Genomic DNA, 20,671 nt, shown 5'->3' on the forward strand with positions numbered 1-20,671 from the left:
CAGGTGAACGGAACGGTGCGCCATGGGGTCACGGCCACGAGTGCCGAGCCGATCGATCGGGGTTGGGCCGGGGGTGTTCATGTCCCGCTTTCCGTTTCGTCCTTGCCCTGCTTCTCCCGGGTGCGGACCGGCTTCTCCGAGCCGCGGACAGGGGGGTGGGCGTTTGTGGTGCCAGGGCCATGGGCGGGGTGGGAGCGGCGCGATGCGGGGCGTGCGGGACGGTCGCTCGGCCGGGGAGCCGTCCTGGCCGCGGTCCGGAGCCTGGGACGACGACGCGCGAGGAGCGACGGCGTCGGTGCGGCGGGGGCGGGTGCGGCTTTCAAGGTCTCGACAGGGGCCTTGTCCGTGGGAACCAGGAGTGCGGGCTCCGCTGGAAGGACGGATTCGATTTCCCCCGGTTCCCCCGGTTCCCCCGGTTCCCCCGGTTCCCCCGGTTCGACCTGGTCTGCCGCCGAGGAGGCCGGTGCCGTTTCGGTCGCTCCGGGCGCGCGCAGACAGCGGCGTACGGACTCCGGGTCCAGGCCTTCGTTGCATGCCTGGTGGAGGAGGCGGGCGAACAGGTAGTCGGGGTCCGCGGCCAGGGCCATCGCCCAGGCCTCACGGGCCTCCAGCTCGTCTCCGCTCGACCATGCCACCCAGCCGGTGAGGGTCAGCGGGGCCGCGGCGTGCTCCCGGTAGGGACCGACGCAGCGGCGGGCGAGGGCTCGCCACAGGCGTAGCGCGGGGGCGGCCTCGTCACCCTCCATCCAGGCCGCGGCCCGGTCGCGGGTCGTGCGGTCCTGGAGGCCGAGGATCAGCGTGGCGGCTTCCTCGTGGGCGAGCAGTTCATCGTCACGCAGATCAGCCTGGAGCGTTCCGGACACAGGCGGGGCCGCGGCGAACCGGTCCCTGACCCGGCGGGCGAGATCAAGGGTCTCGGTGGCCACCTGCCCGCGGTCCGCCTCCTCGAGGAGCCTGGGAATCAGGGCCAGCCCCGCGGTGTCCAGCGCCGTTTCCTGAGCGAGCGCCCCTGCGGTCTCCCACGGAACGAGCCGGGCCCTCAGCTCCTTGAGAGTGCCGCGTACCTGGATGCCCGCATAGGTCGCCGCGGCGGCCAGGACGGAGGTGCCGGGCAGGCCCACCGGGATACCGTCGTCGGGGCAGCAGCCGTTGCCCGGACAGCAATAGGACCAGAATCGGCCGTTCGAGATGCACAGGGCCTCCACCACCGGGATGTCGAGGGTGCCGCACGTCGTCCGCACAACCTGGGCCAAGGGCCGCAGGCGTTCCATGATCTCGCGGCCCGAGCCGCCGTCCGTGGGGTCCTGGCAGAGGAAGAGCACGATGCTCTCCGGGCGCGCTCCACGGCGTTCGCTTCCGTTGACCAGGCCCCGCGTCAGTTGTTCGGCCACGGCGGGCCAGTCGTCCGAGTGCGCGGGAATGCCCAGGCGTGCGCGGCCGCCGAAGCGGCCTCGGCCGTCGTGCCCGTGCAGAGCCACCAGCACGATGCTGTCCTCCGGGCGGTAACCGAGTAGATACGGCAGGGCATCCGCCAGTTCGGCCGGCGTGCGCAGGGTCACCTGCTGCTCCGCGGCGGTCTGGGAAGTCTTGCCGTGACCGGAGAAGCCGGCCGCTTCGTTGTGATTCGTCATGCGGCGACGATCTCGCGGATCCCAGCCTTCCGCTTAGCGCTGTGGATAAGTCCGATCAGGACCACGACAAGACTTGTCCACAGGCCGCGGCGGTGAGCCGGGCGGGGCGGCAGACTGGCGGCAGCCGCTGATCAGCGGACATGCCGGATACTGGGGCATGTCGGCCGGGGAGGGCGCCGACCGGGGAGGTACACCGACCAGGCCGAGAACGGGGCCGCCGTCGGATGAACCTCACGGGGGAGCAGATGCGCCTCGGCCACGTGCAGCGTCACGTCAATGGCGATGTACGCGGAGGGTACGCACTGATCGGCTCGGCATCGCAACCCGTAAGCCTGAGTCGCCGCCGACGCCCGGCAGGCGACGGCACTCGCGTGGAGGTCGCGCATGACGCGCAGGACTGGCAGCCCAGACTCCGGGAAGATCCTGGTCACCGGAGGCGCCGGCTTCATCGGCTCGCACTACGTCCGCACCCTCTTGGCCGGTGGCTACGAGGGACACGAACGTACCGAGGTCACCGTCCTGGACAAGCTGACGTACGCGGGCAACCGGGACAACCTGCCTGCCGAACACCCGCGGCTGACCTTCGTCCGCGGCGACGTCTGCGACCTGCGGCTCCTCCTCGACCTGTTCCCGGGACATGACTCGGTGGTGCACTTCGCTGCCGAGTCGCACGTGGACCGCTCGCTGGTGTCGGCCGCGGAGTTCGTCACAACCAACGTCTCCGGCACACAGAGCGTGATGGAGGCCGCCCTGCGCTCGGGGATCCGTCGGGTGGTGCACATCTCCACGGACGAGGTGTACGGCGCAATCGAGAAGGGTTCCTGGACGGAGGAGTCTCCGCTGCTGCCCAACTCGCCCTACGCGGCCGCGAAGGCGGCGTCGGACCTGATGGTCCGCTCGTACTGGCGGTCCCACGGCCTGGACGTCTCGATCACCCGCTGCTCCAACAACTACGGCCCCTACCAGCATCCCGAGAAACTCATCCCGCGCTTCCTCACCAACCTCCTGGAAGGCGAGACCGTCCCCTTGTACGGCGCGGGCACCAACGTCCGCGAATGGCTGCACGTCGACGACCACTGCCGGGCCGTCCAACTGGTGCTGGCGCATGGCCGGGCCGGCGAGATCTACAACGTGGGAGGCGGCAGCGAGCGGACCAACCGCGGGATCACCGAGTTGCTGCTGGAACTGACCGGCAGCGACTGGTCCAGCGTGGTGCACGTCCCCGACCGCAAGGGACACGACGTGCGCTACTCCCTCGACGATTCCAAGATCCGCGACGAGCTGGGGTACGCCCCGCGCGTCTCCTTCGAGGCGGGGGTGGCGGCGACGGTGGCCTGGTACCAGGACAACCCGGGCTGGTGGAAGGCGGTCAAGCACGCTCAGGAGGGACTGCGATGATGCGCACCGCGCCCCGGGAACCCGGCCGCCCCGCCGCGCGCCGGTACCGCATCCTCAGCCGTGGACGATCAGTCTTGAGCATGTCAGGAGTTCTCCCCAGCCCAGCAGCCCCGCTCGCACGATGTCGGACCCATCGGGTTGCATGGACGCCATGAGCAACGACGACCCGCGACCCACGCCCGGAGAAGACGCGCCGACCTCGATGGACGCCCCCGCCGCGCACCAAGCCCTGCGGACCGCGGCCGACGCCGTGCTGGCCCGCCTCGTCGGCGCCCCGGCGGGTGCGGCGCGGTTGCGCGAGGACCAGTGGCGCGCCATCGAGGCACTCGTCGCCGACAAGCGCAGAGCCCTGGTCGTCCAGCGCACCGGCTGGGGGAAGTCCGCGGTGTACTTCGTGGCGACGGCGCTGCTGCGGGAGCGAGGCGCGGGCCCGACGGTCATCGTCTCCCCGCTGCTGGCACTCATGCGCAACCAGGTGGAGGCGGCCGCCCGCGCCGGAATCCACGCCCGGACCATCAACTCGTCCAACCAGGAGGAGTGGGAGACCGTCCAGCACGAGGTGGCGGCCGGCGAGGTCGACGTGCTGCTGGTCAGCCCGGAGCGGCTCAACAACCCCGACTTCCGCGACCAGGTACTGCCCAAGCTTGCGGCGGCGACAGGACTTCTGGTGGTCGACGAGGCCCACTGCATCTCCGACTGGGGCCACGACTTCCGCCCGGACTACCGCCGGCTCCGTACGATGCTCGCCGACCTGCCACCGGGCGTGCCGGTCCTCGCCACCACGGCTACGGCCAACGCGCGGGTGACGGCCGACGTGGCGGAGCAACTCGGCACCGGCGGCACCACCGACGCCCTCGTGCTGCGGGGCCCGTTGGACCGCGAAAGCCTCAGTCTCGGTGTGGTGCGACTGCCGGACGCAGCCCACCGGATGGCCTGGCTCGCCGAGCACCTGGACGAGCTGCCGGGCTCGGGCATCGTCTACACGCTCACGGTGGCCGCGGCCGAGGAGGTCACGGCGTTCCTGCGGCAGTGCGGACACAGGGTCGCCTCGTACACCGGACGTACGGAGAACGCGGACCGCCAGCAGGCCGAGGAGGACCTGCTCGCCAACCGCGTCAAGGCGCTGGTCGCCACCTCCGCTCTCGGTATGGGCTTCGACAAACCCGACCTCGGCTTCGTGGTGCACCTGGGCTCGCCGGCGTCGCCGATCGCGTACTACCAGCAGGTGGGCCGCGCGGGACGCGGTGTCGAGCACGCCGAGGTGCTGCTGCTGCCGGGCAAGGAGGACGAGGCGATCTGGGAGTACTTCGCCTCGGTCGCCTTCCCCCCGGAGGAGCAGGTCCGGCGCACCCTCGACGTGCTTGCCCGCACCGATGGCCCCATCTCGCTGCCTGCTCTGGAGCCGCTGGTGGAGCTGCGCCGCTCCCGCCTGGAGACGATGCTCAAGGTCCTGGATGTGGACGGCGCGGTCCGCCGCGTCAAGGGCGGCTGGGTGACCACAGGTGCCCCCTGGCTCTACGACACCGAGCGGTACGCGTGGGTCGCCAAGCAGCGCGCAGCCGAGCAGCAGGCGATGCGGGACTACGTAACGACCACGGGCTGCCGTATGGAGTTCCTGCGGCGCCAACTGGACGACGAACAGGCGGCGCCGTGCGGGCGCTGCGACACCTGCGCGACACCGCGCTTCGGCGACTCCGTGTCCGCGGGGGCACTCGATGCGGCGCGTGGCGAGCTCGGCCGTGCCGGAGTCGAGGTCGAACCCCGGAAGATGTGGCCGACAGGGCTGCCGGCGATCGGCGTCAGCCTGAAGGGACGGATTCCGGTCGGCGAACAGGCCGCGCCCGGGCGGGCGTTGGGGCGGCTGACGGACATCGGCTGGGGCAACCGGCTGCGCCCCTTGCTCGCCCCGCACGCCTCGGACGGGCCCGTGCCCGACGACGTGGCGAAGGCCGTCGTGGGCGTCCTGGCGGACTGGGCGAAGGGACCCGGCGGCTGGGCCTCGGGGGATCCCGAGGCTCCCCCGCGCCCGGTGGGCGTGGTGACCATGGCCTCCCGCTCCCGGCCCCGGCTCGTGCAGAGCCTGGGCGGACGGATCGCCGAGGTCGGGCGACTCCCCCTGCTCGGATCCGTCGAATACGCCGTCGAGGTCGCCCGGGTGCCCCGGAGCAACAGCGCGCAGCGGCTGAAGGCGTTGGCCGGGGCGCTGACGGTGCCTCCCGCGCTGGCCGCCGCGCTCGAGGAGGCGGGTGGACCGGTCCTGCTCGTGGACGATCTGACGGAGACCGGCTGGACCCTCGCCGTGGCCGCGCGCATGCTGCGGCGGGCCGGTGCGCCGGGCGTGTTGCCGTTGGTCCTCGCCGTCCAAGGATGACCGTCGGCGTCGGCAGCCGTCCTGTGCGCAGGGATATAGCCAACGGATCACCACAAAACGGTCGGCTGCCTCAATTGCTCGTTGCCGCAAGGCGATACGCCAGGAAGAATTGAGGTCCGCTCCCCGCACGGCTCGCCTTGGTCCGGCAGGGCTTTACTGGGGTGCGTACTCCCAAGTCCGACCTCCGCCCGCAGCCGTGGGCGCGTAGCCGAAGGGAGGCCCGTGACCTTCGGATTCGCTCCGTCCTCGGCGGCACCGATGTCTGAGTTCTCGACGTCTGCCAACGCGTCCGTCGCTTCGGCCAACCCGTTGACCCGCATACTCGAACCCGCGGAGTGGGCCGCGGCGGGAATTCCGCTGCTGCGCAATCCGCGCGAGGTGGTCAGCGGGCTGCACTCCCGCCATCTGCCGCGCCCGTCGACCGCGGTCGTGGCCGTCCTCGATCCCGACGAACGGCTGCGGGCGAGCGCCTCGTTCACCCGGCGCCCGGCCGCGGCGGACGGCTGGGTGTTCCGCAACGCACTGCTCGCGCAACTGCGCCGGGTCATCCCACACGACCTGCGGCGGCGTACACCGGTGCGGACCGCCGTGCTGCTCTACTGCCGTGACGGCGATGCGCGCTGGACGGAGGAGGACGGGGCGTGGATGTGGGGCCTGCGTGACGCCTGCACACTGCACGGGCTGCGCTGCGGCGCGTACATCACGTTGACTCGTGATGGCTGGCAGGTACTGGGCGAGGGCCGTGGCGGCCGCCGCCCTCACGCTGGCTCTCCCCCCGAGCCCTTCGACCCGGCGGAGGCGACGCCCCAGCCGCGTACCGGAGGCGTGGCGTCGGAGATACTGCGCCGAGTGGCGGCACGCTGAGCCGTCCTGTGCCCGGGTGCGCACGGCGCACGCTCCGGCTCAGGCAGGCTCCGGTTCCGGCCATGCTCCGGTTCCGGCGCGCGCTCCGGTTAAGGCGCGCCTTCCGGTTCAGGTTCGCTCGGGCTCAGCCACGCTCCGTTCCGGCTCGGGGTGCTTCATCACTCAGGATGGAGCGTGTCAGGCACCGGAGCGTGTCCCCAGTGCCCGCGCGCACGCACGCAAGCGGAGGCCGGGGCGGCGGAGCTTTGCACCGGTTCCATCGACGAGCCGTCCTGTCCCAGAAAGGCAGCGGACGGGCCGGAGCAGCACTTGTGGGTCGGGACCGGGCGCGCCGGAGCGCCACGGGGGCGCGGCTCCGCACGCTGCCGCACCGTAGAGGGCGGCTCGATACACAGGCACGGTTGCGCGTGCACGCCCCAGCCCACTACCAACCGCCTGGCAACTGACAACGGGCAACTGGCAACTGGCAACTGGCAACTGGCACGCACCAACTGCCCAGCTTCGGGGGTGCCTTCGCAACCCGCGGAACGTCGGGCGCCCGGAACCAACGGGGCCGGCAACACGCCCCATCGCATCCGTCGGCCGACGCCGGCGCAGCCTGAAGCGCCCACCTCGCTCGAGCCCGCCGGCACGTCCACCCGGTGAACTCAGGTCGGTGCGACGGTGTTCAGGTGCCGCCTCGGCGGCACCCCGGCACCGGCCCCGGGCGGGCCGAGGGTGTCAGACCCCCGCGCCCAGCCCCGCGTTGATCGTCGTGGGATCCCCGCAGACGATCAGCAGTGCACGGGCCCGCCCATGCGCCAGCGGCAAGGCGGTGGCGGCCACCGACTCGGACCCGCCGTTGACGGCGACGACGACCACCGGGCGGGACGCCGCTCGGGCGGCGACGGAGGCGTCGGCGTAGAACACGTCGTCGCCCGCGTCGTGCTGGGCCCAGTACGCGGCCTCGCCGAAGGACAGTTCGTGGGCGGCCCACGGATGCGGCTCGCCGGTGGTGATCACCAGCACCTCACCGGGGGCACGGCCCGATTCCAGCAACAGGTCTACGGCTTCCTCCGCCGCGTCCAGCGCCCCCTCGGCCGAGGCCGGGATCAGCTGGATCTGCGGGGTGGCAGCGGGGGCCACCGGGGCAGCAGGCCCCGGCTTGGCCACGGCCGGCTCACGCGACGCACGCTGCGCCGGCGGCATCGGCCGGGGTCCCGGACGACCGGGACGCGCCGGCGCCGCGGGACGGGGGCCGGGTACGGGACGAGGGGTCGGCGCGGTACGGCCGGTGGCCGGAGTGACGCGGGGACCCTGGGCACTCTCGTGAATCTGAGGCTCCTCGGGAATGAGAGGCATGAGCTGATGTTTATCAAACGCCGGTGCGACTCGCCTCGGCGGGTGGCACATGAGTGCGAGCGGAATCGTCAGAAGTCGAAGCCCAACTGGCCCTCGATCTCCGGAACGCTTCCGTCCGCCCAACTGCGGACCTTCTTGAGGTGCCGCCACTGGGGCAGCGCATCAAGATACGCCCACGACAACCGGTGGTGCGGGGTGGGTCCCCGTTCCGCCAGCGCGGCCTTGTGCACCGGTGACGGATACCCGGCGTTGGCCGCAAAACCGAAGTCTGCATGGTCGATACCCAGTTCGGCCATCATTTTGTCGCGCCGGACCTTGGCAATCACGGAAGCCGCCGCGACCGCCACGCAGGACTGGTCACCCTTGATGACCGTCCGGACCTTCCAGGGCGGGCCGAGGTAGTTGTGCTTGCCGTCGAGTATCACCGCGTCGGGGCATATGGGCAGCCCGTCGAGCGCACGCACCGCGGCGAGCCGCAGTGCCGCCGTCATCCCGAGTTCGTCGATCTCCTCGGGAGAGGCGTGCCCCAGGGCGTAGGACGTCACCCACCGCTCCAGTTCCTGGGCGAGGACCGTACGCCGCTTGACGGTCAGCAGCTTGGAGTCGGTGAGTCCCTCGGGCGGCCGCCGCAGGCCCGTCACGGCCGCGCAGACGGTGACCGGACCGGCCCACGCACCGCGCCCCACCTCGTCGATGCCTGCAATGACCTTCGCTCCTGTGGTGGCTCTCAAGGAGCGCTCGACACTGTGGGTGGGTGGTTCGTACGCCATGACGCCCTTAGCGTACGCCGCCCTCCGTCCCGTTCGACACCCAGGTTTCCCCGAGCAACCAGCGCCCCGCACGACGAGGTGACCCCGGCCGTGGTCCATGCGCTGCGGCGCCCGCCGCGGCGCATCCCGGCCCGGTCGGATCACCCGCCGGCGACCCGTCGAAGCCAGGTCCGACCACCCACCGCAAGCCGCCCCGGGCCGACCCCTTCAGTCGCGGTCCGAGCACACAAGCGGAACCATCACCTGGTCGATCATCTCCTCCAGGTCCCGCTCGCTCCATTCACTGCCGCACACCTTGGAGCGGTACATCATCAGCGCCGGAATCACATCAGCCACATACGCGTTGACGGCACCGGACCACACCTCTCCGCGCTCGATACCGCGCTGCAGAATCGCCTGAATGAGCTTTACGCCCGGCTGCACGACACCCTCGATGATCACACTGTGCAGGCGCTGAGCGATCTCGGCATCACACTCGTGAATGACCGACAGCATCGCGAAACCGGAACGCGAGTACATCGCCTCGCGCATCTGACGGCAGAGCGCCAGCAGGTCCTCCCGCACACTTCCGCGGTCCGGCACATCCTCCACGCGCGGCAGTCCGGCCTTCAGGGCGTCCGCCACCAAGTCCTCCTTCGAGGGCCAACGACGGTAGACGGCTGCCTTGCCGGTCTGGGCCGCCGCGGCGACGCCTTCCATGGTCAGACCGTTCCAGCCGACGGTGCCGAGTTGCTCCAGCGCGGCGTCGAGGATCGCGCGTTCGAGCACGGCACCACGCCGGCGGGAGGTGACCGTCTGGGCGGTAGGGGCCGTCCAGTGCGAAGTAGCCATCTGTGTTTCTCCGTTGAGCGGCGGGACGGGGATTCCCGCATGAGGGGGTGAGCGGGGATGCGGCGTTCCGCGGCGGTGAGCTTCAGTGAACGCTTGCGTTCACTGTCGGGGACTCACTACCGTTTGAAGCCACAGTGAACGCGAGCGTTCACTAAAGAACTTGTGGGGGACCCATAGTGACAACCTCTCAGGTAATCCAGGATCGAAAGCCCGGGGCGGCCAGGCGGGAGGGGCGCCCCGGCATAGCCCTCACGGTCATCGCGGCCTGCCAACTCATGGTGGTACTGGACGCGACGATTGTGAACATCGCTCTCCCGCACATTCAAGACGCGCTCAAGTTCTCGACCACCGACCTCACATGGGTCGTCAGTGCCTACACCCTCACGTTCGGCGGTCTGCTGCTGCTCGGCGGCCGAGCCGGTGACATCCTTGGCCGACGCCGGGTCTTCCTGACCGGCATCCTGCTGTTCACGCTCGCCTCGCTGCTCGGCGGACTCGCCCAGGAGCCCTGGCAGTTGCTGGCCGCACGCGCCCTGCAGGGGGTGGGCGGTGCGATCGCGTCACCGACCTCACTGGCGCTGATCACCACGACGTTCCCCGAGGGCCCTGAAAGGAACCGGGCCTTCGGCGTCTTCGCCGCGGTCTCCGCGGGCGGCGGTGCCATCGGTCTGCTCGCGGGCGGCATGCTCACCGAGTGGCTCGACTGGCGCTGGGTGCTCTTCGTGAACGTCCCGATCGGTGTGCTGATCGCCGTCCTCACCCCGCTCTACATCAGCGAGTCCGAACGCCATCCCGGGCGTTTCGACATCGCGGGCGCCCTGACCTCGACGGCCGGCATGGCATCCCTGGTGTACGGGTTCATCCGGGCCTCCGAGGAAGGCTGGCGGGACGACCTCACGCTCGCCTCGTTCGGCGCGGCCATCGTGCTGCTGCTGGCCTTCGGTTTCATCGAGTCGCGGGCCCGCGAACCCATCACTCCCTTGAGGATGTTCGCCGACCGCAACCGCTCGGGCACCTACGTGATCATGCTGAGTCTGGCCGCGGCGATGTTCGGAATGTTCTTCTTCATCGTCCTCTTCGTGCAGAACGTGCTGACCTACACACCGATCGAGGCCGGTCTGGCCTTCCTCCCCGTGACGGTGGCGATCGTGACCGGCGCGGGTCTCTCACAGCGGTTCCTGCCGGTCCTCGGCCCCAAGCCGTTCATGGTGACCGGCGCGGCGCTCGTCGCCGTCGGCATGGGCTGGCAGACCTTCATCAACCCGGACAGTTCGTACGTGAGCGGGGTGCTCGGCCCCATGCTCGTGTTCGGTTTCGGCATGGGCCTGAACTTCGTGACACTGACCATCACCGCGGTCTCCGGTGTCGAACCGCACGAGGCGGGCGCGGCCTCGGCCCTGCTCAACGCCACGCAGCAGGTGGGCGGTTCCCTCGGGCTGGCCATCCTGACCACGGTCTTCGGCTCGGCCGGCAAGGACGAGGCGAAGAAGCAGCTGCAGGACTTCATGGCCAACGCCTCGCCCGAACAGAAGGCGGAGTTCGCCAAGTCCCAGGAGCTGCCTCCTCCCTGGGGTCACGAGGTCCTCGCGCACGGCATCGCCACCGCTTTCGTCCCCGCGGTCGCCATGGCACTCGTCGCCTTGCTGACGGCGGCGGTCGTGATCCGCGTACGGAAGAGCGATCTTGAGGCACTCGCGGGTACCGCGGGGCCGGTCGGAGGCTGAGGGCACCGAGGTCTGGGGTGGCGACGACGTCGGCAGTCCGAACGGCACCCTTGATCGGGACTGCGGCCATGATCGGGACTGCGGCCATGACCGGGGTAGCGGTCCCGATCGGGCAGCGGTCCCGATCGGACGGCGGCCCCGAGGGGAGGGCGGCCCCGATCGGAGGGCGGCCCCGATCGGAGGGCGGCCCCGAGGGGAGGGCGGCCCCGAGGGGAGGGGCGGTCCCGATCGGAGGGCGGCCCCGAGGGAACACAGCGCCTGTGACACACGCCACCCCATGGTCATCGGCTGCCGCCCGGGGCGCTCCGCGACAGGAGACAGGAGGCAGGAGGCGCTCTACCGGTAGTCCAATTCCACCCGCTCCTGTGCGCACTTCTCCCAGTCCACCGGCGTCTTCACCGGGTGGTCGCGGAGCACGTCCCGGGCCCGTGCCTCTCCCCAGCTGGTCGCGTACCAGGGCCGGTCGACCGCGACTGTCCGGCTGAAGGACTCCAGCACACAGGACCGCAGCGGCTCCTTCAGTTCGTCGAGGGCCGGAACGGCGTCTGATGACAGCCCGCGCGCGTACTCGAGGTCGAACTTGCCCGACTCCTCGAACCGCTGGACGTTGCGTTCGGCGATCAGCGCGTCAGGGTTGATCAGCCCGAAGGCGAGCACACCCGCCGCGGCGGAGGCCGCCACCGTACGCGGAAGCCAACGGGCGCCCCACACCCCGGCCGCCATGATCAAAACGATGATCAGGCCCAGCCACAGCTCCACGGCCAGCACCGAGAGCCTCAGTCGCGTCAGGCCGTACGCATCCACGTACATGTCCATACGCCGCACCGCCGATGCAACCACGACGAGCGCCAGGGCACAGAGGGTTCCCAGCACCGCGCGGACCAGCGTGCGGTCACGTGACCCGTCGCGCGGGGCCCAGCGCAGCGCGAGCACGATGACGAGCAGGGTGAGCAGCGTGGCGAAGAGCAGTTGCCAGAATCCCTGGCGGGCGTACTGGGCGTAGGTGAGTCCGGTCTTGTCCAGCACCTTCTGGTAGCCGCCGAAGAGTACGGCGAGCTGGACGGCGTTGAAGGCCGCGAACAGGGCGGCCAGGACGACGAGGGGCAGCGCCCATTCCATCCGGCCACGGGCCTGCCCCTCGGGCACCTCGACACTGTCCCAGCGCACGGGGGCGGCGGCCGCGTGCGCCGCTGCCAGCGCGCCGACCACGCCGAAGACGAGCAGCACGAAGCGCCAGGGCCCGTCGGACACCGATGCGTCCGGTATCAGGTCGCCGAGCAGGTCCGCGAATGCGGCGTCGGCCCCCGCGAACAGCGTCCCGAAGATCACCAGCAGTACCGCGGTCACCGCGAGCGCGCGCAGCAGCGGGCCGATCCCGGCGTGCGTGCCGCGAGCGCGCTCGCGGAACCCGCGCCAGCCCCACATGGGCCCGGTGACAAGGGAGTTGAGAATACCGATCGGGCCGAGCAGGACGGCGGGCCAGGTACGGCCGCCGTGCAGCGCCAGCGAGCCCAGCGCCACGGCGCAGACCACGGCCAGGAACGAGGGCCAGTCGGCGTCGCGCAGCGCCGGCACGGTGAGCAGAGCCAGGCCGCCGGTCCCCCAGGCGAGGCCCCACGCGCGCGGGCGACGCCCGGCCGCCTGTCCCGCGTAGTACGCGGCGAGCGCGGCCGGGACCGCGACGATCAGCAGGTTGACCGCCAACCCGTCACCGAGCAGCAGCATGCTGAGCAGACCGGTGGCCAGCGCCGCCCCGAGGGTCGCCGTGCGCACCGGTGCGGGCTCCTCGACCTGGAGCTCGGCGAGCCAGGGAACGGGAACGAGGACCTGCCGCCCGAGCTGCGGCTCTGCCTCTGCCGTCGGCTCCGCCTCGCCCTCCGGCTGCCCCGGGCCCTCGTCCGGGCTCGTCCCGGGGACGGCGTCCTCGGGTTCCCGCCGGCCCGCGAGTTCGACGCCCGCGCCCTGGTCCTTCTTCTCCTCGTCACCCGGCCGTCGGTCACTCGGCTCGGGCGTGGACGGTTTCTCGGACACGGGCCCCCTCCCGACCGGTCACCGCGCGGCTCACCCCGTTGGCGGAGCGCTGCTGACCGGAGTCACTTTGGCGCGCACCCGTCATGATCAACAGGCGGCACATGGCGGCCAGGTTATCCACGCGGCAACCGACGAAAGCCATTCTGTGGCAGGGCTGTGACAGTGCGGGGCCCGGTGAACGGAGTCAGGCGTCGGAGCCCGGCGGACGGAGTCAGTGGAGCGGGACCCGGCGGAGGGAATCAGGGGCCTGCGCCCCGGCGGACGGAGTCAGGGGGCCGGGAGGGTCCGTGGTCGTGATTCCGTGTGCGAAGTTGGACGTGCCGGGCCCGGGTGCTCCGTGCGTGCGGTTCGCGGGCCGCATCCGGACGCACGGTGTCGTCCACGGGCGGGTGCGGCCACGAAGGCGGTCCGCCGGCCGCGCCCCGGCCTACCGCCGACTACAGTGCCTCCGCCTCCTCAGGCCTACCGCACCTACCGCACCTACCGCCGACTACCGTGCCTGCCCAGGCCTACCGCGCCTACCGGGGACTTCCCGGGCCTACCCGGGCCTACCCAGGCCTACCGCGCCACCCGGGCCTACCCCGCGAACGTCGCCCACCGCGGCAGCGGTTCCGTCCGCGCCGTCCACTCGTCCGGAGGCGCCCCCGCCTTGCCGGAGGCCACGATGCCGCCCACGATCGCGCAGGTGGTGTCCACGTCGCCGCCCGCCCGGGCGGTGGTCCAGAACGCCCGCTCGAACTCGCCGAGGGCGCGCGCAGCGGACCAGAGCGCGAACGGCACCGTGTCGTGCGCCGTCGTACGCCGTCCGCAGCCCAGGACCGCGGCGACGGTGCCCTCGTCGTCGTAGTCGAGCATGTCGCGGGCGCGCCGCAGCCCCGCCCTGACGGCGCTCTGCGGCACCAGGGCGATCACCCCGTCCAGCAGCGTCTCGGCGCTCGGCGGTCCCGCCGGGGCGGCAGCCAGCGCGGCGGCGGCAGCGACGGCCGTCGCGCCGGCGACGGCCTCCCGGTGCTGGTGCGTGGGATAGGCGGAGATCTCCGCCTGGTGCGTGGCCTGCTCGGGATCGTCGGCGTACCAGGCTCCGAGAGGGGCGATCCGCATTGCCGCTCCGTTGCCCCACGATCCCTGACCGTTGAAGAGGGCCGACGACAACTCCCGCCAGTCACCGCCCTCACGCACCAACCGCAGCAGGCGGTTGACCGCAGGGCCGTAGCCCCGGTCGAAGTCGTGGTGCTCGGCGAAGGAGCGGGCCAGCGCGTCCTGGTCGATGCGCTGGTGGTCGGCCAGCACGGCCACGACCGAGCAGGCCATCTCCGTGTCGTCGGTCCACTGCCAGAGGCCGTCCGGCAGGGCCCGGCGGCCCAGCAGCGGGTAGTTCGCGGGCACGAAGAACTGCGAGCCCAGTGCGTCTCCCACCGCGAGCCCACGCAGGCTCGCGAGCGCGCGGCCCAAGCGCCCGTCGGGAGAGGAGTCAGCGGTCATCGCGGGGTCACTCTAGCCGGTGACCCCGGGATTCATATCCGGCTATCCGGTGATCCCATACGGTTCGGGGTCGCGCCAGCGCTCGAAGGGGCGGTCGAGCGTGTACTTGCCGTCGCTTCCCAGAACGAGCATGCGCGTCTCCGCGTTTCCGGGGTTCGACAGGCACTCGAACTCCGCCACCGACCAGTGGAACCACCGCATGCAGAACAGCCGCATGGCCAGGCCGTGGGTCACCAGGAGCACGTTCGGCGGATGGTCGGGGTCCTCGAAGCTGCGGAACAGACTCTCCAGGAAGCCTCCGACCCGGTCGTAGACATCGGCCCCGGACTCACCCTGCGCGAACCGGTAGAAGAAGTGTCCGTACGCGTCCCGGTACGCCTTCTGGAGCCGTACGTCGTCGCGGTCCTGCCAATTGCCCCAGTCCTGCTCGCGCAGCCGTGGCTCCTCGCGGATGCGGACCAGTTCGGGGTCGAGCCGGAAGGCGCGGAAGGTCTCGTGCGTGCGGCGGTACGGCGACACGTACACGCTCACCCGTTCCCGGCCGAACACCCTCCTCAGCCGTTTGCCCGTCTCCTCGGCCTGTTTCCACCCCTTCTCGGTGAGCGCCAGGGCGTGGTCGGGCTCACGCTCGTACACGGTGTCATCGGCGTTGCCCTCCGATTCGCCGTGCCGGACAAGGACGATGCGCCGTGGTCGTGCCATGCAAGAACCCTAGATCGAGTGAGCCCCAATCGAGAATTCGTGCGCACCGTATACGGCGCATCTCACACAGTGACGGGAGTGGAAGTGTGCGGCAGAGGGGTGCACGTTCCGCGGGAAACCAACCGCCAAGGGGCGCCGGTCCGGAAACCGTCGTCAAGGGGACGGCGGTGAGGTCGGGGTTCGGGCGGCGGTCCGCCGGTGCGGATCTCAAACGGTCCAGCTGGGCTCGAGGTCGACGATGTCTCCCGTGAGAGCGGCGACGTCGGCCTCGATCTGTGCCCTGAGGGCGAGGCGTTCCACGCGTTCGACGCGGTACTTGCCGTGTTCCGCGGCCGACTGCCACATGGACAGGACCAGGAACTCATGGCCGGGCGCCTCGCCGAAGAGACCTCGGACCATGCCGGGCGAGCCCGCCATCGCCGGGTTCCACACCTTCTCCTGCATCAGGGCGAAGTGCTCCGCGCGCTCCTCATGGACGCGGCAGAAGGCGACCCGCACCAGGTCGGTGTCCGTGAATCGCGGTTCGAAGCCGGTCTTGACGTCGAACCGGTGGTCGAACAGTTTCACCTGGGCATCCTTGAAGGTGCCCGACTGAGCGGCCGCGAGCCGGTCGTGCGAGCGGGCCATGAAGGAGTCGTAGAAGGCACGGCTCTCCCAGAAGGCGAAGATGTGCGCGACGCCCTGGCGCCCCCTGCTCCAACCACCGCCCTGCCCCCGAAAGCCCGGCTCGCCCAGAAGCCCCGCCCATTTTCGCTGCCCCCGCTCGAACCCGCGGCGGTCGACCACGGTGCAGCGAATCCACTTGACCAGCACCGCGCCATGGTAAGGCCACGGAGCGTGGCCTTGGTCACGCTCCCGGCGAGTGCTTCCGCGCGAGTGCCCGCGCGCTCGTGGCACGATGGACAATCAGCCCTGACTACCAGGCAGTTGGGGCACACCTGGGGGAGGAGACGTTTCGGTGAACGGCATCAGCAAGGGGCTGGGCAAGGTCGAGGTCGCCGTGAAGTGGGATCCGAGCCCGATGGGCGAGCCGGCCACTGACCTGGACCTCGTGGCGGCGACCTACCTGGCGGCCGAACCCTCCGGTACCCCCTCTTATGTGGTGCACTTCGACCGCCGCTCCCCCGACGGCACCATCACGCTGAACCGGGACAGCCGCGATGGCAAGGGCTTCGGCTGGGACGAGGTGATGACCCTGGAGTTCAATCGCCTGGACGCCCGGTACGGGCGTGTGGTGGTCGGTGTCGTCATCCAACAGCGCGATACGAAGCGGACCTTCGCCCATGTCCACAACCCCGGTCTGCGTATCCGCGAGGGATACACCGACCTCGCGGTGAGCGACTTCCAGGACGTCCGCGACGCCACGGCGGCCACAGTCGGCGATTTCGTGCGCGACGGCTCCGGGGGGTGGGAGTTCCGCCCGGGGCTCCTGGGCTTCGCCGACACGGACCTGATGGCCTTCACCAGGACGATGGGCAGCACCGCCGGCCCTGAAGGCTCCTGACCCGCAGGGACTTCGGGCCGCGCCGAGAGACCGGCTCCGTGACCCGGTCACAGGGCATTCGTCCCGAACGCCGAAAGTCGCGTCCCAGGACCGGGGGTTGGCCAAGGGCGGTGGAGCCGAGGTATTCGGCTCCACCGCCCTGACCGGACTCACACCCTGACGGTGCCCGGAATCAGCTGCAGCCGCTGGTCGAGCCGCAGCCCTCGCAGATGTAGCAGGAACCGGCCCGCTGCATCTTCGTGCCGCAGGAGAAGCACAGCGGGGCGTCGGCCTGGATGCCCAGCTGCATCTCCACCAGTTCGGCGCTGGTGTGGGCCTGCTGCGGAGCCGGCTTGGCCGCCTCGGGCCGCGGCACGGCGACCGCCTTCAGCTCCTGCTGGCGCGGGGCCGACTGCGCGAGCCCTTCGACGTCCACCTCGTCGTCCGCGGGCTCGTATGAGCCCGTCTCCAGGTGGCGCTGGCGCTCCTCCGCGGAGTGGATGCCGAGCGCGGAGCGGGTCTCGAAGGGCAGGAAGTCCAGCGCCAGGCGGCGGAAGATGTAGTCGACGATCGACTGCGCCATCCGCACGTCCGGGTCGTCGGTCATACCGGCGGGCTCGAAGCGCATGTTGGTGAACTTCGAGACGTACGTCTCCAGCGGCACGCCGTACTGCAGACCCACGGAAACCGCGATGGAGAAGGCGTCCATCATGCCCGCGAGGGTCGAGCCCTGCTTCGACATCTTCAGGAAGACCTCGCCGAGACCGTCGTCCGGGTAGGAGTTGGCGGTCATGTAGCCCTCGGCGCCACCCACCGTGAAGGAGGTGGTGATGCCGGGACGGCCCTTGGGGAGGCGCTTGCGGACCGGGCGGTACTCGACGACCTTCTCCACGGCCTCGCGGATCGTCTCCTCCGCCTTCTCCGCGATCTTGTCTTCCTTCTTCTTCGCGGAGAGCGGCTGGCCGACCTTGCAGTTGTCGCGGTAGATCGCGAGCGCCTTCACGCCCATCTTCCAGGCCTCGAAGTAGACCTCTTCGACGTCCTCGACGGTGGCACTCTCGGGGAGGTTGACCGTCTTGGAGAGCGCGCCGGAGATCCACGGCTGGATCGCGGCCATCATGCGGACGTGCCCCATCGCGGAGATGGAACGCTCGCCCATGGCGCAGTCGAAGACCTCGTAGTGCTCGTGCTTGAGGCTCGGGGCGTCGATCACATTGCCGTGCTCGGCGATGTGGGCGACGATCGCCTCGATCTGCTCCTCCTGGTAGCCCAGGCGGCGCAGGGCCTGCGGGACGGTGCCGTTGACGATCTGCATCGAGCCGCCGCCGACCAGCTTCTTGAACTTCACCAGCGCCAGGTCGGGTTCGAGACCCGTGGTGTCGCAGGACATCGCGAGACCGATGGTGCCGGTCGGGGCGATGACGGACGCCTGGGAATTGCGGAAGCCGTTCTTCTCACCGAGGCGCAGCACGTCCTGCCAGGCCTCCGTGGCCGCGGCCCAGACCGGGGTGTCCAGGTCGTCCATGCGGACGGCAGCGGCGTTGGCGTCGGCGTGCTGCTTCATCACGCGCAGGTGCGGCGTGGCGTTGCGGGCGTAGCCGTCGTACGGGCCGACGACCGCGGCGAGTTCGGCCGAGCGGCGGTACGACGTGCCGGTCATCAGGGAGGTGATGGCGCCGGCGAGGGCACGGCCGCCATCGGAGTCGTAGGCGTGACCGGTCGCCATCAGCAGGGCGCCGAGGTTGGCGTAGCCGATGCCGAGCTGACGGAAGGCACGGGTGTTCTCACCGATCTTCTGCGTCGGGAAGTCCGCGAAGCAGATGGAGATGTCCATCGCGGTGATGACGAGCTCGACCACCTTGGCGAAGCGCTCGACGTCGAAGGACTGGTTGCCCAGACCGTCGTCCCTCAGGAACTTCATCAGGTTCAACGAGGCGAGATTGCAGGACGTGTTGTCCAGGTGCATGTACTCGCTGCAGGGGTTCGAGCCGTTGATACGGCCGGACTCCGGGCAGGTGTGCCAGTTGTTGATGGTGTCGTCGTACTGGATGCCGGGGTCGGCGCAGGCCCAGGCGGCCTCGGCCATCTTGCGGAACAGCGCCTTGGCCTCAACCTCCTCGATGACGTCGCCGGTCATCCGCGCGCGGAGGCCGAACTTCTCGCCGTTCTCGACGGCCTTCATGAAGGCGTCGTTGACCCGGACCGAGTTGTTGGCGTTCTGGTACTGGACAGAGGTGATGTCATCGCCGCCCAGATCCATGTCGAAGCCCGCGTCACGGAGGGCGCGGATCTTCTCCTCCTCCTTCACCTTGGTCTCGATGAAGTCCTCGATGTCGGGGTGGTCGACGTCCAGGATGACCATCTTGGCGGCGCGGCGGGTGGCACCGCCCGACTTGATCGTTCCTGCGGACGCGTCGGCGCCGCGCATGAAGGAGACGGGGCCGGAGGCGTTACCGCCGGAGGAGAGCAGTTCCTTGGAGGAACGGATGCGGGAGAGGTTCAGCCCGGCGCCGGAGCCGCCCTTGAAGATCATGCCCTCTTCCTTGTACCAGTCGAGGATCGACTCCATGGAGTCGTCGACGGACAGGATGAAGCAGGCGGAGACCTGCTGCGGCTGGGGCGTGCCGACGTTGAACCAGACGGGGCTGTTGAAGCTGAAGATCTGGTGCAGGAGGGCGTGGGCGAGCTCGTGCTCGAAGATCTCGGCGTCGGCGGGCGAGGCGAAGTACTTGTAGTCCTCCCCGGCCTTCCGGTACGTCTTCACGATGCGGTCGATCAGCTGCTTGAGGCTGGTCTCGCGCTGCGGCGTACCTACGGCACCACGGAAGTACTTGCTGGTGACGATGTTGACCGCGTTCACCGACCAGAACTCGGGGAACTCGACGCCGCGCTGCTCGAAGTTGACCGAGCCGTCGCGCCAGTTGGTCATGACGACGTCACGGCGCTCCCAAGCCACCTCGTCGTACGGGTGCACGCCTGGGGTGGTGTGGATGCGCTCGATACGCATCCCCTTGCCGGCCTTTGCCCCCTTGGCTCGTGAACCGCGTGCCGGACCGCTCGCCGTCTCTGTCATGCCGCCTCCCTATATCGGGCTAAAACGCCCCGAAGTGCCCCGTTGTTCCCGTGGCACGGTGTTGTGTACTGGGTCGCGCGCCGAGCGCACTCGGCCGTCCGCGACAAGTCCTGATCGCCGGCCGGGGCCGGCCCGCCGGTCAGTCGGCGGTGGTGGCGGGCACGGGGGCGTCGGCCGCCGCTCCGGACCCGCGATCGTTCCCCCGGCACCCCACGTCCGCGTCTTCGTCGTCCGCGGCGGGGCGCCCCGTCTGTTCCCTGAGTTCCGCGATGGCGGCCTCGAAGTCCTCCAGCGAGTCGAACGCCCGGTAGACGGACGCGAACCGCAGATAGGCGACGAGATCCAGCTCCTGCAGTGGGCCGAGTATGGCCAGCCCCACGTCGTGGGTGGTCAGTTCGGCGCTTCCGGTGGCACGCACCTGCTCCTCGACCCGCTGGCCGAGCTGGGCGAGTGCGTCTTCTGTGACGGGCCGCCCCTGACACGCCTTGCGTACGCCGTTGATGACCTTGGTGCGACTGAACGGCTCCGTCACTCCGCTGCGCTTGATGACCATCAAGGAGCAGGTCTCCACGGTCGTGAAGCGGCGGGAGCAGTCGGGGCACTGGCGGCGCCGACGGATCGACGTGCCGTCGTCCGTCGTCCGGCTGTCGACGACACGACTGTCAGGGTGCCTGCAGAAGGGGCAGTGCATGGAACCCCCATCCCTCCTTACACGCACGACTCAATAGCCCCGCAAGGCCTCTTGGGCCCCTCGGAGCAGCCCCCAGCATAGGCGATCGCTCCGGCCCTGAAGACCGGGGGGACCACAACTTGTGGGGCGCTACTGCAATCCAACCACTAGATCTGGGGTCCGAGCGTAAATTCCACCCCAAAGGCGTGTCGAACCCCGATGGCGGCATGTGCCGCAGAGCCATATCCGTCTCCCAGATACGGCGATACGGTGGTCCACGCACAGAAGGGGACGGGTTCC

14 protein-coding genes and 1 pseudogene are annotated in these 20,671 nt (G+C 70.1%); 5 read left to right on the forward strand and 10 right to left on the reverse strand.

What is annotated here, in order from left to right:
- Positions 1-77: 77 nt before the first annotated feature.
- Positions 78-1,631: a DUF4192 domain-containing protein gene (locus EF387_RS03185; RefSeq protein WP_128374914.1), complete on the reverse strand. Its 1,554-nt coding sequence runs from the start codon at positions 1,629-1,631 to the stop codon at positions 78-80.
- A 384-nt stretch (positions 1,632-2,015) separates the two neighbouring features.
- On the opposite strand from EF387_RS03185, the gene rfbB reads away from it, so the two are divergent.
- From rfbB to EF387_RS03200, 3 genes are all read left to right on the forward strand, one after another.
- Positions 2,016-3,029 carry a dTDP-glucose 4,6-dehydratase gene (rfbB, locus tag EF387_RS03190; protein ID WP_128374915.1) on the forward strand — a complete coding sequence of 338 codons (1,014 nt, stop codon included), beginning with the start codon at positions 2,016-2,018 and terminating at the stop codon, positions 3,027-3,029.
- A 202-nt stretch (positions 3,030-3,231) separates the two neighbouring features.
- Positions 3,232-5,400: a RecQ family ATP-dependent DNA helicase gene (locus EF387_RS03195; protein ID WP_128374991.1), complete on the forward strand. Its 2,169-nt coding sequence runs from the start codon at positions 3,232-3,234 to the stop codon at positions 5,398-5,400.
- Between the two features lie 222 nt (positions 5,401-5,622).
- A complete protein-coding gene (locus EF387_RS03200; protein WP_128374916.1) occupies positions 5,623-6,264 on the forward strand; it encodes a hypothetical protein in 642 nt (213 codons plus the stop codon).
- Between the two features lie 720 nt (positions 6,265-6,984).
- Here EF387_RS03200 and EF387_RS03205 read toward each other — a convergent pair.
- The 3 genes from EF387_RS03205 to EF387_RS03215 all read right to left on the reverse strand — a co-directional run bounded on the left by EF387_RS03205 (position 6,985) and on the right by EF387_RS03215 (position 9,206).
- Positions 6,985-7,605 carry a hypothetical protein gene (locus tag EF387_RS03205; protein ID WP_128374917.1) on the reverse strand — a complete coding sequence of 207 codons (621 nt, stop codon included), beginning with the start codon at positions 7,603-7,605 and terminating at the stop codon, positions 6,985-6,987.
- A 68-nt stretch (positions 7,606-7,673) separates the two neighbouring features.
- A complete protein-coding gene (locus tag EF387_RS03210; RefSeq protein ID WP_128374918.1) occupies positions 7,674-8,375 on the reverse strand; it encodes a ribonuclease HII in 702 nt (233 codons plus the stop codon).
- 207 nt (positions 8,376-8,582) lie between these two features.
- A complete protein-coding gene (locus tag EF387_RS03215) occupies positions 8,583-9,206 on the reverse strand; it encodes a TetR/AcrR family transcriptional regulator (protein ID WP_128374919.1) in 624 nt (207 codons plus the stop codon).
- A gap of 176 nt (positions 9,207-9,382) precedes the next feature.
- On the opposite strand from EF387_RS03215, the gene EF387_RS03220 reads away from it, so the two are divergent.
- The gene (locus EF387_RS03220) at positions 9,383-10,930 is read left to right on the forward strand and encodes an MFS transporter (protein WP_128374920.1); all 1,548 of its coding nucleotides are present in this window, start codon (positions 9,383-9,385) and stop codon (positions 10,928-10,930) included.
- A gap of 336 nt (positions 10,931-11,266) precedes the next feature.
- Here the strand turns inward: EF387_RS03220 and EF387_RS03225 are convergent, their stop codons facing one another.
- From EF387_RS03225 to EF387_RS03240, 4 genes are all read right to left on the reverse strand, one after another.
- Positions 11,267-12,961, reverse strand: a complete 1,695-nt coding sequence (locus EF387_RS03225) for a DUF4153 domain-containing protein (protein ID WP_420802516.1) — start codon at positions 12,959-12,961, stop codon at positions 11,267-11,269.
- Between the two features lie 576 nt (positions 12,962-13,537).
- Positions 13,538-14,443, reverse strand: coding sequence for an ADP-ribosylglycohydrolase family protein (locus EF387_RS03230; protein WP_128374921.1), 906 nt, complete (start codon positions 14,441-14,443; stop codon positions 13,538-13,540).
- A gap of 42 nt (positions 14,444-14,485) precedes the next feature.
- Entirely contained in the window at positions 14,486-15,145 is a 660-nt protein-coding gene (locus tag EF387_RS03235; protein ID WP_128374922.1) for a histidine phosphatase family protein, read from the reverse strand.
- A gap of 207 nt (positions 15,146-15,352) precedes the next feature.
- Positions 15,353-15,958: a YdbC family protein gene (locus EF387_RS03240; RefSeq protein WP_128374923.1), complete on the reverse strand. Its 606-nt coding sequence runs from the start codon at positions 15,956-15,958 to the stop codon at positions 15,353-15,355.
- Positions 15,959-16,085: 127 nt separating this feature from the next.
- Between EF387_RS03240 and EF387_RS03245 the strand changes: the two are divergent.
- Positions 16,086-16,649, forward strand: a pseudogene (locus tag EF387_RS03245) (TerD family protein); the annotation flags it as partial.
- A 172-nt stretch (positions 16,650-16,821) separates the two neighbouring features.
- Here EF387_RS03245 and EF387_RS03250 read toward each other — a convergent pair.
- Positions 16,822-19,701 carry a vitamin B12-dependent ribonucleotide reductase gene (locus EF387_RS03250; protein WP_128374925.1) on the reverse strand — a complete coding sequence of 960 codons (2,880 nt, stop codon included), beginning with the start codon at positions 19,699-19,701 and terminating at the stop codon, positions 16,822-16,824.
- Positions 19,702-19,840: 139 nt separating this feature from the next.
- A complete protein-coding gene (nrdR, locus tag EF387_RS03255) occupies positions 19,841-20,392 on the reverse strand; it encodes a transcriptional regulator NrdR (protein WP_128374926.1) in 552 nt (183 codons plus the stop codon).
- Positions 20,393-20,671: the final 279 nt, after the last annotated feature.

Origin of the sequence: Streptomyces cavernae, from assembly GCF_004023625.1 — a bacterium.
GTDB classification, from domain to species: domain Bacteria; phylum Actinomycetota; class Actinomycetes; order Streptomycetales; family Streptomycetaceae; genus Streptomyces; species Streptomyces cavernae.

Excerpts from the sequence above, each read along its gene's own strand:
- EF387_RS03235 (WP_128374922.1), bottom strand. The coding sequence starts at position 15,145 with ATGGCACGACCACGGCGCATCGTCCTTGTCCGGCACGGCGAATCGGAG.
- nrdR (WP_128374926.1), bottom strand. The coding sequence starts at position 20,392 with ATGCACTGCCCCTTCTGCAGGCACCCTGACAGTCGTGTCGTCGACAGC.
- EF387_RS03195 (WP_128374991.1), top strand. The coding sequence starts at position 3,232 with ATGGACGCCCCCGCCGCGCACCAAGCCCTGCGGACCGCGGCCGACGCC.
- EF387_RS03205 (WP_128374917.1), bottom strand. The coding sequence starts at position 7,605 with ATGCCTCTCATTCCCGAGGAGCCTCAGATTCACGAGAGTGCCCAGGGT.
- rfbB (WP_128374915.1), top strand. The coding sequence starts at position 2,016 with ATGACGCGCAGGACTGGCAGCCCAGACTCCGGGAAGATCCTGGTCACC.
- EF387_RS03185 (WP_128374914.1), bottom strand. The coding sequence starts at position 1,631 with ATGACGAATCACAACGAAGCGGCCGGCTTCTCCGGTCACGGCAAGACT.
- EF387_RS03230 (WP_128374921.1), bottom strand. The coding sequence starts at position 14,443 with ATGACCGCTGACTCCTCTCCCGACGGGCGCTTGGGCCGCGCGCTCGCG.
- EF387_RS03210 (WP_128374918.1), bottom strand. The coding sequence starts at position 8,375 with ATGGCGTACGAACCACCCACCCACAGTGTCGAGCGCTCCTTGAGAGCC.
- EF387_RS03250 (WP_128374925.1), bottom strand. The coding sequence starts at position 19,701 with ATGACAGAGACGGCGAGCGGTCCGGCACGCGGTTCACGAGCCAAGGGG.
- EF387_RS03215 (WP_128374919.1), bottom strand. The coding sequence starts at position 9,206 with ATGGCTACTTCGCACTGGACGGCCCCTACCGCCCAGACGGTCACCTCC.